Here is a 15,105-nt window from a genome sequence, read left to right on the forward strand (position 1 = left end):
TACGCGCACTGGACGACGAGCGAGTACATGCTCGACGAGCGCCCGATCGTCGCCGGGGACGCCTCCGGGCCGGGCTGCGCGAAGCGCGACCCGATCATCGTCGGCGACTCGATCACCCGCCGGTTCGGGGCGATCACCGCCGTCGACGTCGACCACGTGGAGATCCCGCGCCACAAGATCACCGCGCTCATCGGCCCGAACGGCGCCGGCAAGACGACCCTGTTCAACCTCCTCACCGGCTTCGACACCCCGCAGTCCGGCTCGTGGTCGTTCGACGGGCACCAGCTGTCCGGGATGCGCCCGCACCGCGTGGCGCGCCTCGGCATGGTGCGGACCTTCCAGCTCACCAAGGTGCTCGGGAAGCTCTCGGTGATCGAGAACATGCGCCTGGGCGGGTCGCGGCAGCCCGGGGAGCGGATCCACACCGCTCTCCTCCCGTGGCTGTGGCGCAGGCGCGAGGCCGAGATCACCGAGCGGGCCGATGACCTGCTGCGCCGGTTCAAGCTCGACGCGAAGCGCGAGGACTACGCCGCGAGCATGTCCGGCGGCCAGCGCAAGCTCCTCGAGATGGCGCGCGCGCTCATGACCGACCCGGTGCTCGTCATGCTCGACGAGCCGATGGCCGGCGTCAACCCGGCGCTCAAGCAGTCGCTCCTCGACCACATCATCAACCTCAAGGCCGAGGGCATGACCGTCCTCTTCGTCGAGCACGACATGCACATGGTCCGGCACATCGCCGACTGGGTCATCGTCATGGCCGAGGGCCGGATCGTGGCCGAGGGCCCGCCGGACACCGTGATGCAGGACGCGGCCGTCATCGACGCCTACCTCGGCGCCCACCACGACGTCGACCTCGGCGACTCCGCCGGGGTGGCCGCGCTCGAGCACAGCCTCGCACAGGACGAGGAATCCGTCGTCGGCACCGCCGGCGAGGACCCCGCCGGCGAGGACTCCGCCGGCGAGCCGCCCGCCTCCCCCACCGACCCGAAGGACACCCCATGACCGCCGCACCGCACATCGCTCCGACACCGGGCCCGGACACTGCCGGGGAGCCGGTCGTCACCGTCACCGACCTCGTCGCCGGCTACCTGCCCGGCGTCAACATCCTCAACGGGTGCAGCATCGAGGCCCGGCCCGGCGAGCTCATCGGCATCATCGGCCCCAATGGGGCGGGCAAGTCGACGCTCCTCAAGGCGATGTTCGGGCTCGTCAAGGTCCACTCCGGCACCGTGCGGGTACGCGGGGAGGATCTCACCGGGCTCAAGGCCAACGTCCTCGTCAAGCGCGGGCTCGGGTTCGTCCCGCAGACGGAGAACGTCTTCACCACCCTGACGGTGGAGGAGAATCTGCAGATGGGGATCTACCTGCGCGCGAAGAGGTTCGACGAGCGCTTCGACTACGTCACGACGCTGTTCCCCGAGCTCGGCCGGCGCCGCACCCAGCGGGCCGGCTCGCTGTCCGGCGGCGAGCGGCAGATGGTCGCGATGGCGCGCGCCCTCATGATGGATCCCGCCGTGCTCCTCCTCGACGAGCCCTCGGCGGGCCTGTCCCCGGTCAAGCAGGACGAGGCGTTCCTCCGCGTGCACGAGATCAATCGGGCCGGGGTGTGCGTCATCATGGTCGAGCAGAACGCGCGGCGCTGCCTGCAGATCTGCGACCGCGGCTACGTGCTCGACCAGGGCCGCGATTCGCACACCGGGACCGGCCGGGATCTCCTGGGCGACCCCAAGGTCATCGAGCTCTACCTCGGCGACCTCGCCGAGAAGGTCGACGGGAAGGACCACGGCCCGGACCACGGCACGGCGGCAGGCGCGGCGCCGGGGACGCAGCCCGGTCCGCACTGAGCACACGAGTACTGAGCGCACACGCGCACGGCGCACACGAGAGGGGCGGCCGGCGGATCGACGGCCCCCCCTCCCGCTGTGCTCAGATGTGCTCCCGCAGGAGGCGCGGACTCATTCGAGCGAGCCCTGCTCCTCCATGTCCGGCTGCGGGCGGTTCTCGCCGTCGAACTTGTAGATGCCCATCGTCGCCTCGGTGACATCGCCGTTCTCCGACATCGTCACCGGTCCGGAGATGCCGTCGTAGTCGATGTCGGTGCCGGCCTCGATGAGCTCGAGGCACTGCGCGACCTCGGTGCACTTCTCGCCGTCGCGCGACACCGCCTGGAGCTCGTCGCGGATCGCGGCCGGGTCGGTCGACCCCGCCTGCGCCGCGGCGAGCGCGAGCATCACGGTGGCGTCGTAGGACTCGCCCGCGTAGTTCCACACGGTGAGCGCGTCGTCGACCTCCGCCAGCCGCTCCTTGAAGTCGTCCTGCGCGAACGAGCCGGGCTGCGTGCCGTAGGCGCCCTCGAGGGTGCCGGGATCGAAGTCCGCGCTGTAGTCGGCGATGTTGCCGTCGACGAAGTACAGCTGGTCCGCGCTGATCCCCTTCGAGGTCAGCAGCGGCACGATCGACTTCGCCTGGTCGAAGGTGATCACCGCGATCGCATCCGGGTCCGCCCCGACGACCTCGTCGACCTGCGAGGTGAACTGCGAATCTCCCTCGTTGAACATCGACTCGACGGCGATGGTGCCGCCGGCGGCCTCGACGGTCTCACGGATGTTCGCGGCCAGACCGGTGCCGTAGGCATCGTTGAGGACGATCATGCCGACGTTCGAGGCGCCCTGGGACACCATGAAGTTCCCGAGCACCTGGCCCTGGAGCACGTCCGAGGGCGCGGTCCGCCAGTAGAAGCCGTCGTCGTCCCAGTCGGTGAAGTCCGGCGAGGTGTTCGCCGGGGAGAACTGGATGACACCGGCGCCGGTGATCTGGTTGATCACCGTCTTCGCCACACCGGACGAGGCGGGTCCGACGACCGCCGACACGTCCTGGTTGAGGAGGTCCGTCGTCGACTGCGTCGCGAGGTTCGTCGTCGTGTCGCCGGAGTCGCGGTGGATGATCTCCACGTCCTCGCCGTTGATGCCGCCGGCCTCGTTGATCTCCTTCATCGCGAGGTCGACCCCGGCGATCTCCGGGGGTCCGAGGAACGCGAGCGCACCGGTCTGCGGCAGCAGGGTGCCGATCTTCAGCGCTCCGCCCTCGCCTCCGCCGCCCGATTCGCCGCCGGATCCCTCCGAGCCCCCGCCCGTCGCGCACGCCGTGGCGACGAGAGCGACCACTGCGCCCATCGCCACCGATGCCGAGAGACGCGCTGCACGCCTCGTCCGCTGTGTCACAGCCATGTTCAGCCTCCTTCGATCACGGGCGCCGTGCCCATGTCAGCCCCCGCAGGGGATGTGATGAATATCACCACACATTCGACCCGCGCGGGGCCCGACACGGAGGAAATTTTCACACCCGTTACATCCGGGGCCGCCGGGAGGCCTCCACGAGTCCTGCCCAGTAGACTCCATTCAGGGTCGCCGACCCCGCACATCCCGACTCGAAGGAACGAGGAACCCCATGGCCCCCGCAGCGAACGCGATCGTCTCCAAGGCGCACACCACCTGGCACGGCACCCTGGCAGAGGGCACCGGCACGGTGTCCCTCGACTCCTCGGCCGCGGCCTCGATGACCCTGTCCTGGGCCGGCCGCGCCGAGACCGCGATCAACGGGGTGACGAACCCGGAGGAGCTCATCGGGGCGGCGCACTCCGCCTGCTACTCGATGGCGCTGTCGAACGCGCTCGCACAGAACGGCACCCCGCCGGAGGAGATCACCACCGGGGCCGACGTCTCCTTCTCCCCGGAGAAGGGCATCACCGACATCCACCTCGTCGTCGTCGGCCGGGTGCCGGGGATGTCGGCGGCGGACTTCGACACGATCGCGCAGAAGGCGAAGAAGGACTGCCCGGTGTCGAAGGCCCTCAAGGGCGTCGACATCCACCTCACCGCATCGCTCGGCTGAGCTCCACATCGGCCGGCCGCCCGGGGTCCGCACTGCGATGCAGGCTCCGGGCGGACTGCTGTCCGGGCGTCTCCGCCGCACCCGCCGGGACCGGCGGGAAGCCCGCCGCGCCCAGCGCGGCACCGAAACGCTCCTCCGACTCCCCCGCGCCCGGCACCGCGGTGAGGGCGATCGCGCCGGCGGCCGCGTCGTCGGTGCGCTCCACGGACTCGATCTCCACGCCGGCCTCCGCACACGCGTGACGGATCCGGGCGGTGAGGCGCTCGACCGCCCACGCACGCTCGCGCGGACCCTCCGGAGCGCCGTTCCTCGCTGCCTGCTCCCGGGGCGCGGGGCGGGCGGCGGCGAGGTTCCGGGAGAAGGGCAGCAGGCGCTCGTCCACGAGGCGCTCGACGGCAGCGGCGGTCGCAGCCTGCTCCCCCGCGTTGTCGATGACGACATCGCAGGCCCGATAGCGGTCCGCGTCGCTCGCCTGCGCGGCGATCCGTCGCTCGGCGTCGGCCCGGTCCATCCCGCGGGAGCCGACGAGCCGCTCGAGCCGCTCCGCGGCGGGCACGTCGACGAGCAGCGCGAGGTGGTAGCGCGGGGACATCCCGTTCTCGACGAGCAGCGGCACGTCGTGGACGACGAGCTCCCGGTCGGCGTGCGCGCGGACGCGCTCGGCGGTGCGCTCCCCGATCGCGGGGTGCATGATCGCGTTGAGACGCCGGGTCGACTCCGGGTCGGCGAAGGCGAGGGCGGCCAGCGCGGGCCGGTCGAGCGCACCCTCGTCAGTGAGGATGTCCGGCCCGAACGCCGCGGTGAGCTCCTGCAGCGCGGGCGCGCCGGGGGCGACGACCTCGCGGGCGATCGCGTCGGCGTCGACGATCGCGGCCCCGGCCTGCTCGAGCACACGGGCGACGGTCGATTTGCCGGCGCCGATTCCGCCGGTGAGTCCGATGAGCAGCATGGCCCCAGCGTATCCCGCGTGCAATGGGTCAGCGCAGATCGATGAGGTAGACGCCGTCGATCTCGAGGTACGGGGCGCCGGCGGCCCGCGAGGTGTGCTGCGCGATCGCGAGGGCCTCGTGCGGCAGGTGGGCGCCGTCGACGGCGATGACGACGAAGTCGACGCCGCGCGCGCGCAGCGCGTCGACGGCCTCCCGACCGCGCGGCCGGGCGCCGTCGGGCAGCGGGGAGCCGCGGTGCTCGTCGAGCACCGCGTCGAGCGGGTCCGCAGGCGCGGAGAAGATGATCGGGCTCTCCGGGGTGGAGCCGATGAAGTAGCCGCCGGTCTCCCGGTAGTGCATCCCGGTCAGCGCCTGCCACACCATCGCCTCGTCGGCGTGCGGGGTCGCCATCGCCACCGGCCGCGGCAGGGTCTTGACGACCGAGCCCGCCGGGATGACCTCGGCGTAGGCGCCGGCGTAGAAGTCCGGGATGATGATCGGCCGTGCGGTCACCGCCCCGGGGGCGACGAGGAGCAGCGACAGCGCCGCGGCGATCGGCCCGAGCCGGCGCAGGGCCGGGCGCGGGCTGCGCAGGCACCGCCACAGGCCGAGCGCGAGGAGTACGGAGAGGGCGAGCGTGGAGTGGACGGCGAGCCGCATCGGCAGCACGTTGCCGAGCACGGGGAGCAGCTCGACGAGACGGAACGGCGTGTGCTCCCACACCGGGCGGCCCCACACGTACCACGGCGCGCCCATGGACAGCAGCCAGACGAGAAGGCCGGCGAGGGCGGTGACGCGCACGAGCGTGCCGTACCGCGTCGAGCGGTGCAGCGCGAGCACCGTGAGGGCAGTGCAGACGAGCCACACGATTCCGGTGTAGCCGCCGATCTCGGATGGGTCGAGGCCGAGCTGCCGCGGGATCGGGGTGGGGCCGCCGCCGAGCAGCGTGTAGGCGCCGGGGACCAGCGGGTCGAGGAGGTCGTTGTTCCACACGCCGTGGGGACGGATCGTCTGCCCGGGCGCCCCGGGCAGGGTGAACATCGCGAGCAGCAGCGGCGTGCCGATGAGCACGGCGATGCCCGCGGCGAGCAGGCCCCCGCCGAGGAGCTGCAGGCCGGCGCGGGCGAGGATGCGCGGCGCGCACACGAGCATGGCGAGCAGCAGGCACACGGCGGCGAGGAAGGTCCCGGCCAGGAGCTCGGTCGAGACGTAGAACTGCCACCCGATCGCGCACCCGAGCCACACGCCGGTGACCACCGGGCGGCGGCGCGGACCGGTGCGCAGGAGCTCGACGATGCCGAGCGCGACGAGCGGCGGCAGGACCGCGAATGCAAGGTTGAGATGGCCCGAGGCCTGCGACACGAGGTAGGTGGAGAAGCCGTAGGCGAACCCGCCGACGAACGCCGGGAGACGCGGCACGAAGCGGTGGACGAGGGCGGCGGCGGCGAGCGCGGAGGCGACCGGCGCGGCGATGATCGCGAGGTTGTAGGCGACGACGGGCCCGGCGAGCCAGGTCACCGGGACGAGCGGCAGGGCGAGCCCGAGGACGGTGGTGTTCCAGCCGCCGTTGACCCCGGCCGGGTGGTGCATCGAGGTCGAGTAGAGGAGGTGCCGCTCCCCCGAGCCCTGGCCGAACCAGCCGGCGACGACGTCGGCGGCGTGGGCGAGCCACCAGATGAACAGCGAGGTGTCGTCGTTGTCCGCGAACACCCGCGTGCCCGGGTGCGCGATGACCTCGCCGAACACGGTGAGCGAGGCGAGGACGAGGACGAGCGCGTAGAGGAGCCACGCGCGCACCGGCCCGCGCGGGAGCCGGGGACGGCCGAAGGGCCCCCGGACGGTCGTCCGGGAGCCCTTCAGGGGTGCTGTGCTGGAGCTCAGTTGCCCGCGAGCTTCTCGCGGAGAGCCGCGAGTGCCTCGTCGCTGGCCAGCGTGCCCTCGTCGGCGCGGTCGTCCGAGCTGTACGAGGAGGAGGCCTGCGAGCCGGACTCGGCGGGAGCCTCGGAGCCGGATTCGGCGTCGGCCGCGATGGCTTTCGCGACCTGCTTCTTGTGCTCCTCCCAGCGGGCCTGGGCGGCGGCGTACTGCTGCTCCCACTCCTCGCGCTGGGTCTCGTAGCCTTCCAACCACTCCTGGGTCTCCGGATCGAAGCCCTCGGGGTACTTGTAGTTCCCGTCCTCGTCGTACTCCTGGGTCATGCCGTAGAGCGCGGGGTCGAGGAACTCCTCGGCCTCCGGGTCGACGCCCTCGTTGGCCTGCTTGAGGGACAGCGAGATCCGGCGGCGATCGAGGTCGATGTCGATGACCTTGACGTAGATGGTCTCGTCGACGCTGACGACCTGCTCGGGCAGATCGATGTGGCGCACGGCGAGCTCGGAGATGTGCACGAGGCCCTCGATGCCGTCCTCGACGCGCACGAACGCACCGAACGGGACGAGCTTGGTGACCTTGCCCGGCACGATCTGTCCGATGACGTGGGTGCGGGCGAAGTGCTGCCACGGATCTTCCTGGGTGGCCTTGAGCGACAGGGACACGCGCTCGCGGTCCATGTCGACGTCGAGGACCTCGACGGTGACCTCGTCGCCCACGGTGACGACCTCGCTCGGGTGGTCGATGTGCTTCCACGAGAGCTCGGAGACGTGGACGAGCCCGTCGACGCCGCCGAGGTCGACGAAGGCGCCGAAGTTGACGATCGAGGACACGACGCCGGGCCGGACCTGGCCCTTCTGCAGGGTCTGCAGGAAGTCGTGGCGGACCGCCGACTGGGTCTCCTCGAGCCAGGCGCGGCGGGAGAGGACGACGTTGTTGCGGTTCTTGTCGAGCTCGATGATCTTCGCCTCGACCTGCTGGCCGATGTACGGCGCGAGGTCGCGCACGCGGCGCATCTCGACGAGCGAGGCCGGGAGGAATCCGCGGAGTCCGATGTCGACGATGAGGCCGCCCTTGACGACCTCGATGACGGTGCCGGTGACGACGCCCTCTTCGTCCTTGACCTTCTCGATGTCGCCCCAGGCGCGCTCGTACTGCGCGCGCTTCTTCGACAGCATCAGGCGTCCGTCCTTGTCCTCCTTGGTGAGGACCAGGGCTTCGATGTCGTCTCCGACCTCGACCACCTCGGCGGGATCGACATCATGCTTGATCGACAGCTCGCGCGAAAGGATGACGCCTTCCGTCTTGTAGCCGATGTCGACCAGAACTTCGTCGCGGTCGACCTTGACCACCGTTCCCTCGACGATGTCTCCGTCGTTGAAGTACTTGATGGTCTCGTCGACTGCCGCGAGGAAATCTTCCGCAGATCCGATGTCGTTGACTGCGATCTGCTCGTTCTTCGCCGTGTCCGGCGTGGTGGTGGTCATAAAGGTAGGGACTCCGTAATGGACTGATGCCCGTCGGCCGGGGCCGGCGGTCTCGGTGCGTGTGGATGGACAGGTGCTGCGCCGCGCGATGGTGCTGCGGTGGTGCCGTGATGCACGCGCTCGCCGTCGGCCGGAGCGTGCACCGGGTGGGCGGCCCCGGCGATCGACCTGCCGGTGGACCGAGAGGTGAACCCGAGGCGAACCGGAAGTGACACGGGATGTGACACCATGGGACACGACGACCGCACGTGCTGAGCACAGCGCATACAGTGTCAATCGTAGCACCTGACAGCACCCGCGTGCACCCCGGTGCCCAGTGCCCGCGCGGCGCGGGCGAGGAACGGAGAAGCCATGACCGACAGCGAATACTCCCCCGAGATCATCAGCGGCGGGTACCTCGCGATCGACGAGGAGGCCTCGGTCCGGGCCAACCGCACCTACTGGGACGGCTCGGCCGCGGACTATCTCGCCGAGCACGGCAGCTTCCTCGGCGCGAGCGAGTTCGTGTGGTGTCCCGAGGGTGTGCACGAATCCGATGTCGGACTGCTCGGCGACGTCGCCCGCCGGCAGATCCTCGAGGTCGGGTGCGGTGCCGGCCAGTGCTCCCGCTGGCTCGCCGAGCAGGGGGCGCTCGCGACCGGCGTCGACCTCTCCTCCGGGATGCTCGAGCAGGCCTCCCGGCTCCAGCGCGAGCACCCGCTCAATCCGTCCACGGTGCCGCCGACCTTCCTCCAGGCCGATGCCCGCGCCCTGCCGTTCCCCTCCGGCAGCTTCGACATGGCCTTCTCGTCCTACGGCGCGCTGCCGTTCGTCAAGGACGCCGAGGTGGTGCTCTCCGAGGTCGCGCGCGTGCTGCGCCCCGGAGGCACCTGGGTGTTCTCCGTCACGCACCCGGTGCGCTGGATGTTCCCCGACGTCCCCGGCGAGGCCGGGCTCACCGTCGAGTACTCGTACTTCGACCGCACGCCCTACGTCGAGCTCGACGGGGACGGGCACCCGGTGTACGCCGAGCACCACCGCACGATGGGCGACTGGATCTCGCTGCTCGTCGACTCCGGGTTCGTCCTCACCGGGCTCACCGAGCCGGAATGGCCCGAGCACAACCGGACGGCGTGGGGCGGCTGGTCGCCTTTGCGCGGCCAGGTCATGCCCGGCACCGCGATCTTCTCCACCCGCCTGCCGGAGTAGGCGGCCGGCCCCGTTGCGCCCCGTGACGCAGCGGGCGCCCGGCCTCAGTGGGCGGCCTGCTGCCAGGTCGCGCCGCGGCCGATGTTGACCTCGAGCGGCACCTCGAGCTCCGCGGCCGCACCCATCGTCGTCGCGAGCAGCTCGGCCACCGCATCGAACTCGCTGTCGGCGAGCTCGAGCACGATCTCGTCGTGCACCTGGAGGAGCACCCGGCTGGCCAGCCCGGCCTCGGCGAGCGCCGCGTCGACGCGGAGCATCGCGATCTTCATGATGTCGGCCGCAGTGCCCTGGATCGGGGCGTTGAGCGCGGCGCGTTCGGCCATCTCGCGGACCTGGCGGCGGTCGCTGCTCAGCTGCGGGAGGTAGCGGCGACGGCCGTACATCGTCTCGGTGTATCCCACTCGGCGGGCGGACTCGACGGCTCCGGCGAGGTACTCCTGGACGGCGCCGAAGCGCTCGAAGTACTCGTCCATGAGGCCGCGCGCCTCCTCGACGCCGATCCGCAGCTGCTTGGACAGACCGTAGGCGGACAGGCCGTAGACGAGCCCGTAGGACATCGCCTTGACCTTGGAGCGCATCGCCGGGGTGACGGCGTCGGTGCTCACGTCGAACACGCGCGCACCGACGAAGGAGTGGAGGTCCTCGCCGGCCCGGAACGCGTCGATGAGCCCCGCATCGCCCGACAGATGGGCCATAATGCGCATCTCGATCTGCGAGTAGTCGGCGGTGACGAGGTCGGCGAAGCCGTCCCCGGCCGCGGGCACGAACATCTCGCGGATGCGCCGCCCGGCGTCGGTGCGCACGGGGATGTTCTGGAGGTTCGGGTCGATCGAGGACAGGCGGCCGGTCGCCGCGACCGTCTGCAGGTAGGTCGTGTGGATCCGGTCGTCGTCGGCGACCATCCGCTCGAGCCCGACGACGGTCTGCTTGAGCTTCGTCGTGTCGCGGTAGCCGAGCAGGTGCTCGAGGAAGGGGTGCCCGGTCTTGACGAACAGGTCGGTGAGCGCGTCGGCGTCGGTGGTCCACCCGGTCTTCGTGCGCTTGGTGCGCGGCATCTCGAGCTCCTCGAACAGCACCGTCTGGAGCTGCTTGGGCGAGCCGAGGTTGACCTCGTGGCCGATCGCGGCGTAGGCGGCGTCCGCGCTCGCCTGGGCCTGGGCGCCGAACTCGGCCCCGAGCGCGGTGAGCCCGGAGCGGTCGACGGCGATTCCGGTGAGCTCCATCCGCGCGAGGATCGTCACGAGCGGGATCTCGATGTCGGTGAGCACCCCGGTCATCCCGGCGGCCTCGATCCGCTCCCGGAGCACCGCGGCGAGGGGGAGCACCGCCCAGGCGCTCCGGCCGATGCCGGTGAGCGCGCTCGCGGCGTCCGCCGGCCCGAGGTCGAGCGTGCCGGCCTCGGGCTCGTCCTCCGCGACGGCGGGGCTGAACCCGCAGTAGCGGGTGCAGAGATCGGCGAGCTCGTAGGTCCGCTGGTCGGGCACGAGCAGGTACGCGGCGATCTCGGTGTCGAGCGCGAGGTGCGGCAGCGGGTACCCGGCCTGGGCGAGCGCCTTGAGCTGCGGCTTGGCGCTGTGGAGCACGAGTCCGGGATGCGAGCCGAGCAGCTCCGACAGCGCGTCGACGGCCGCCGGGTCGAGTGTCGTGAGGTCGGCGGCGACGGCCGCATCGCCCTGCGCGATCCCGATCGCGTCGACGGTGCCGAGGCCGAGCTCGAAGCGCGCGTCGGTGGCGACCCCGACCGGCGCCTCGGCGTCGAGCCCGGAGACGAACTCGACGAGCCCGGCGGCGTCGACGAGGCGCGGGACGGGGATCTCCGCGTCGGCCGCCGGTGCCGCGGCGGCGCCGAGCAGCGGTTCGAGGCGGCGCCCGAGGACCTGGAACTCGAGCTGGTCGAGCAGCGCCTCGACGGCCTCCCGGTCGGCCTCTCCGCGCACCGCCTCCGCCGCCGAGGTGGCGAGCTCGAGGTCGGTGACGAGCCGATTGAGGCGATGGTTGCGCTCGACCTCGGACAGGTGGGCGCGCAGGTTCTCCCCGGCCTTCCCGCCGATGTCGTCCGCGGCGGCGAGGACCGCGGGGAGGTCGCCGTACTTCGTCAACCACTTCGCCGCGGTCTTGTCGCCGACGCCGGGCACACCGGGCAGATTGTCGGCCTTCTCCCCCACGAGCGCCGCGAGCCCCCGGTAGTTCTCCGGGCTCACGCCGTACTTGTCCTCGATGGCCTCCGGGGTCATCCGGGCGAGCTCGCTCACCCCGCGCTTGGGGTAGAGGATCGTCACGCTCGGCGAGGCCAGCTGGAAGGAGTCCTTGTCCCCGGTGACGATCCCGGTCTCCATCCCCGCGGCGGTGCCCTGCACGGCGAGGGTGGCGAGCACGTCGTCGGCCTCGAAGCCCTCCTTCGTCACCACCGGCACGGCGAGGGCGCGCAGCAGGTCCTGGATGAGCTCGACCTGGCCGTGGAACTCCGGCGGGGTCTTCGCCCGGCCGGCCTTGTACTCCGGGTACTCCTCGAGCCGGAAGGTCTCGCGGCCGAGGTCGAAGGCGACCGCGATGTGGGTGGGCTCCTCGGAGGCGAGTACATTGATGAGCATGGACACGAAGCCGTAGACGGCGTTCGTGGACTGGCCCGTGGTGGTGGAGAAGTTCTCCACCGGCAGGGCGTAGAAGGCGCGGTAGGCCAGGGAGTGGCCGTCGATCAGCAGCAGTCTGCGGGTATCCGTACTCACCCTGCCAGCCTAGCGCCTCGCGTCCCCGCACGCCCCGCACCCACCTCGACGCACCCGTTCGGCTGCCCGGAGCAAGGAGTAGGAATGACCGCACACGATCGACCGCGCATGGAGCCGGGGCTCGCCCCCGAGGACTACCGCCGCCTCATGGAGTACAACGCCGGCCGCACGCCGGGCACGCTCGTCGAGCGGTGCGGCATCGAGTTCCTCGACATGGGCTACGACTGGTTCTCCGCCCGGATGCCGGTGGAGGGCAATCTGCAGCCGGCCGGGCTGTTCCACGGCGGGGCGCACGTCGTGCTCGCGGAGACCCTGGGGTCGATGCACTCGTACCTGCTGGCGAACGGGCACGACGTCGTCGGAGTCGATCTCAACGCCACCCATCTGCGGCCCATCCGCGAGGGCTGGGTCTACGGCCGCGCGGAGGTCCTCCACCACGGGCGCACGCTCATCAGCCACGAGGTGAAGATGACGAACGCGGACGGGAAGCTGCTGTCGATCGTGCGGATCACGAACTTCGTCCTCGCGCAGCGCTCGCAGGGCTGAGCCCGCTCGCAGCGCTGAGCCCGGGGCCTGGCCGCCGGAGTTCGGATCAGCCCTTGTTGCCGATCTGGCTGAGGACGGTCTCGGCGACCTCGCGCATCGTCAGACGCCGGTCCATCGACGTCTTCTGGATCCAGCGGAACGCCTCGGGCTCGGTGAGCCCCATGTTCGACATGAGCAGGCTCTTCGCCCGGTCGACGAGCTTGCGGGTCTCGAAGCGGTCGGTGAGGTCGGCGATCTCCGTCTCGAGCGCACCGATCTCGGCGTGCCGCGACAGCGCGATCTCGAGCGCCGGGGCGAGGTCGGCGGCGGTGAAGGGCTTGACGACGTAGGCCATCGCGCCGGCGTCGCGAGCGCGCTCGACGAGCTCCTTCTGCGAGAACGCGGTGAGGAGCACGACCGGGGCGATGCGGGCGCGGGCGATGCGCTCGGCGGCGGAGATGCCGTCGAGGATCGGCATCTTGATGTCCATCACCACGAGGTCGGGGCGGAGCTCCTCGGCGAGGCGGATCGCGGATTCGCCGTCGGCGGCCTCGCCGACGACGTCGTAGCCGATCTCACGGAGCATCTCGACGATGTCGAGGCGGATGACCGCCTCGTCCTCGGCGACGACGATCCGGCGGACCGGACCCTGATCGGGGGCGGGGGCGCTGTCTGAAGTAGGCACGCCCCGATCTTAGACCCCCGGGCGCGGGCTTAGCCACCTGCCCCGGGCCCGGCGACGCGCGCATGCACGCACGTGCTCTACCATGGACGGGTATGCCGGATTGGCGGAATTGGTAGACGCGGCGCACTCAAAATGCGCTGTCGCAAGACGTGCGGGTTCGAGTCCCGCATCCGGTACTCGAAGCCGCGCGGGCACCCGGGCAGGATCCCGGGGCGCTCCCGCTCCCCCGCTCAGGACTGCGCGGCGTCCTCCCGGATCTCCCCGTACCCCTCGAGCGGGTTCTCCCCGTTGTCCGACTCGTCGCGGTAGGCCGCGGCCAGCCCCTTCGAGGCATCCCCGATCCGGTGCACGCGCAGCGCGTTCGTCGACCCGGCGATCCCCGGCGGGGAGCCGGCGACGATGACGCACAGCTGCCCCTCCTGGGCACGACCGTTGCCGAGCAGCACCGCATCGACCTGGCGCGCCATCTGGTCGGTGTGGCGCACCTCCTTGACGAGGAACACCTGGGCGCCCCAGGTCAGCGCGAGCTGGTGCCGCACGCGCACGTCCGGGGTGAAGGCGAGGATCGGATGCGGGGCGCGCAGGCGCGACATCCGGCGCACCGAGTCGCCCGACTGGGTGAAGGTGCACAGCAGGTCGATGTCGAGCTGCTGGGCGACCCGCACCGCGGCCGCGGTGATCGCGCCGCCGCGGGTGTGCGGCTCGGTGCCGAGCTCCGCGATCCGCTCGAGCCCGTGCTCCTCCGTCGAGGTGATGATCCGGCTCATCGTGCGCACCGCCTCGAGCCAGTGCGCCCCGACCGAGGTCTCCCCCGAGAGCATGAGGGCGTCCGCGCCGTCGAGCACGGCGTTCGCGCAGTCGGAGGCCTCCGCGCGGGTGGGGCGCGGCTCCTCGATCATCGACTCGAGCATCTGGGTGGCCACGATGACGGGCTTGGCCTGCCGCCGGCACAGCTCGACGGTGCGCTTCTGCACGATCGGCACCTGCTCGAGCGGGAGCTCGACGCCGAGGTCGCCGCGGGCGACCATGATCCCGTCGAAGGCCTGCACGATGTCCGGGAGCACCTCGACGGCCTGCGGCTTCTCGAGCTTCGCGATGACCGGGATGAGGATGTCCTCCTCGCGCATGACATCACGCACGAGCTCGGCGTCCGCGGGAGTGCGGACGAAGGACAGGGCGACCCAGTCGGCACCGAGGTGCAGGCCCCAGCGGAGGTCCTCGATGTCCTTGTCCGACATCGCCGGCACGGACACCGCCACGCCGGGCAGGTTGATGCCCTTGTGGTCGGAGATGCGGCCGCCGACCTCGACCTCGCAGCGGACGTCGGTGTCGGTGACCTCGACGGCGCGCAGCCGGATCCGGCCGTCGTCGACGAGGAGCGGATCGCCGACCTCGACGTCGCCGGGCAGTCCGGCGTAGCTCGTCGACACCTCGCTCGCCGAGCCCGCGACGTCCCGCGTGGTGACCGTGAAGGCATCCCCCTTGGAGAGCTCCGGCTTCGCGCCGTCGGCGAAGGTGCCGACGCGGATCTTCGGACCCTGGAGATCGATGAGGGCGCCGACGGTGCGCCCGGTGTCCTGGGCGGCCTGGCGCACCCAGCGGTAGCGCTCCTCGTGCTCGGCACGGGTGCCGTGGCTGAAGTTGAAGCGGGCGACGTCGACGCCCTCCTCGATCAGCGCGCGGATGTCCTCGTAGGTTGCTTGGGCGGGGCCGAGAGTGGCGACGATCTTTGCATGCCTCATGCCGTCCACCCTAGTCATCCGGGGTGCCCCGCGTCGCGTGCGCAACGAGGAATTCGCGCATCC

At 71.1% G+C, this 15,105-nt stretch carries 12 protein-coding genes and 1 tRNA gene; 6 read left to right on the top strand and 7 right to left on the bottom strand.

The window, feature by feature from the left end; genetic code table 11:
• The first annotated feature begins 27 nt into the window (after nucleotides 1-27).
• Both FDF13_RS11590 and FDF13_RS11595 read left to right on the top strand, forming a co-directional pair.
• On the top strand, nucleotides 28-1,002 hold the full coding sequence (locus FDF13_RS11590) for an ABC transporter ATP-binding protein (protein WP_137320483.1): 975 nt from the start codon (nucleotides 28-30) through the stop codon (nucleotides 1,000-1,002).
• Nucleotides 999-1,844: an ABC transporter ATP-binding protein gene (locus FDF13_RS11595; RefSeq protein WP_137319777.1), complete on the top strand. Its 846-nt coding sequence runs from the start codon at nucleotides 999-1,001 to the stop codon at nucleotides 1,842-1,844. The genes FDF13_RS11590 and FDF13_RS11595 overlap by 4 nt, the downstream gene beginning before the upstream one ends.
• Nucleotides 1,845-1,955: 111 nt before the next feature.
• On the opposite strand, the gene FDF13_RS11600 is transcribed toward FDF13_RS11595, so the two are convergent.
• The gene (locus FDF13_RS11600) at nucleotides 1,956-3,227 is read right to left on the bottom strand and encodes an ABC transporter substrate-binding protein (protein WP_137319778.1); all 1,272 of its coding nucleotides are present in this window, start codon (nucleotides 3,225-3,227) and stop codon (nucleotides 1,956-1,958) included.
• A 220-nt stretch (nucleotides 3,228-3,447) separates the two neighbouring features.
• On the opposite strand from FDF13_RS11600, the gene FDF13_RS11605 reads away from it, so the two are divergent.
• Entirely contained in the window at nucleotides 3,448-3,891 is a 444-nt protein-coding gene (locus FDF13_RS11605; protein WP_137319779.1) for an OsmC family peroxiredoxin, read from the top strand.
• On the opposite strand, the gene coaE is transcribed toward FDF13_RS11605, so the two are convergent.
• From coaE to rpsA, 3 genes are all read right to left on the bottom strand, one after another.
• The gene (coaE, locus tag FDF13_RS11610; protein ID WP_137319780.1) at nucleotides 3,872-4,840 is read right to left on the bottom strand and encodes a dephospho-CoA kinase; all 969 of its coding nucleotides are present in this window, start codon (nucleotides 4,838-4,840) and stop codon (nucleotides 3,872-3,874) included. The two genes, FDF13_RS11605 and coaE, sit on opposite strands and share 20 nt — an antisense overlap.
• Before the next feature lie 28 nt (nucleotides 4,841-4,868).
• Nucleotides 4,869-6,617, bottom strand: a complete 1,749-nt coding sequence (locus FDF13_RS11615; protein WP_137319781.1) for a YfhO family protein — start codon at nucleotides 6,615-6,617, stop codon at nucleotides 4,869-4,871.
• An 80-nt stretch (nucleotides 6,618-6,697) separates the two neighbouring features.
• Entirely contained in the window at nucleotides 6,698-8,176 is a 1,479-nt protein-coding gene (gene rpsA / locus FDF13_RS11620; protein WP_137319782.1) for a 30S ribosomal protein S1, read from the bottom strand.
• Between the two features lie 351 nt (nucleotides 8,177-8,527).
• Between rpsA and FDF13_RS11625 the strand changes: the two genes are divergently transcribed.
• Nucleotides 8,528-9,364, top strand: coding sequence for a class I SAM-dependent methyltransferase (locus FDF13_RS11625; RefSeq protein WP_137319783.1), 837 nt, complete (start codon nucleotides 8,528-8,530; stop codon nucleotides 9,362-9,364).
• 44 nt (nucleotides 9,365-9,408) lie between these two features.
• Here the strand turns inward: FDF13_RS11625 and polA are convergent, their stop codons facing one another.
• Nucleotides 9,409-12,090, bottom strand: coding sequence for a DNA polymerase I (polA, locus tag FDF13_RS11630; RefSeq protein WP_137319784.1), 2,682 nt, complete (start codon nucleotides 12,088-12,090; stop codon nucleotides 9,409-9,411).
• A gap of 84 nt (nucleotides 12,091-12,174) precedes the next feature.
• Between polA and FDF13_RS11635 the strand changes: the two genes are divergently transcribed.
• Nucleotides 12,175-12,636, top strand: coding sequence for a PaaI family thioesterase (locus FDF13_RS11635; protein ID WP_247424848.1), 462 nt, complete (start codon nucleotides 12,175-12,177; stop codon nucleotides 12,634-12,636).
• A gap of 46 nt (nucleotides 12,637-12,682) precedes the next feature.
• Here FDF13_RS11635 and FDF13_RS11640 read toward each other — a convergent pair whose 3' ends face one another.
• Complete coding sequence (locus FDF13_RS11640) at nucleotides 12,683-13,300, bottom strand: ANTAR domain-containing response regulator (RefSeq protein ID WP_137319785.1); 618 nt, start codon at nucleotides 13,298-13,300, stop codon at nucleotides 12,683-12,685.
• A gap of 94 nt (nucleotides 13,301-13,394) precedes the next feature.
• On the opposite strand from FDF13_RS11640, the gene FDF13_RS11645 reads away from it, so the two are divergent.
• A tRNA-Leu gene (locus tag FDF13_RS11645) sits at nucleotides 13,395-13,476 on the top strand.
• A gap of 54 nt (nucleotides 13,477-13,530) precedes the next feature.
• On the opposite strand, the gene pyk is transcribed toward FDF13_RS11645, so the two are convergent.
• A complete protein-coding gene (pyk, locus tag FDF13_RS11650; protein ID WP_137319786.1) occupies nucleotides 13,531-15,042 on the bottom strand; it encodes a pyruvate kinase in 1,512 nt (503 codons plus the stop codon).
• Nucleotides 15,043-15,105 lie beyond the last annotated feature (63 nt).

It is taken from the genome of Brevibacterium sp. CS2 (assembly GCF_005280295.1).
In the GTDB taxonomy this organism is placed as follows: Bacteria; Actinomycetota; Actinomycetes; order Actinomycetales; family Brevibacteriaceae; genus Brevibacterium; species Brevibacterium pityocampae.

Excerpts from the sequence above, each read along its gene's own strand:
- FDF13_RS11590 (WP_137320483.1), top strand. The coding sequence starts at position 28 with ATGCTCGACGAGCGCCCGATCGTCGCCGGGGACGCCTCCGGGCCGGGC.
- FDF13_RS11595 (WP_137319777.1), top strand. The coding sequence starts at position 999 with ATGACCGCCGCACCGCACATCGCTCCGACACCGGGCCCGGACACTGCC.
- FDF13_RS11600 (WP_137319778.1), bottom strand. The coding sequence starts at position 3,227 with ATGGCTGTGACACAGCGGACGAGGCGTGCAGCGCGTCTCTCGGCATCG.
- FDF13_RS11605 (WP_137319779.1), top strand. The coding sequence starts at position 3,448 with ATGGCCCCCGCAGCGAACGCGATCGTCTCCAAGGCGCACACCACCTGG.
- coaE (WP_137319780.1), bottom strand. The coding sequence starts at position 4,840 with ATGCTGCTCATCGGACTCACCGGCGGAATCGGCGCCGGCAAATCGACC.
- rpsA (WP_137319782.1), bottom strand. The coding sequence starts at position 8,176 with ATGACCACCACCACGCCGGACACGGCGAAGAACGAGCAGATCGCAGTC.
- FDF13_RS11625 (WP_137319783.1), top strand. The coding sequence starts at position 8,528 with ATGACCGACAGCGAATACTCCCCCGAGATCATCAGCGGCGGGTACCTC.
- FDF13_RS11635 (WP_247424848.1), top strand. The coding sequence starts at position 12,175 with ATGACCGCACACGATCGACCGCGCATGGAGCCGGGGCTCGCCCCCGAG.
- pyk (WP_137319786.1), bottom strand. The coding sequence starts at position 15,042 with ATGAGGCATGCAAAGATCGTCGCCACTCTCGGCCCCGCCCAAGCAACC.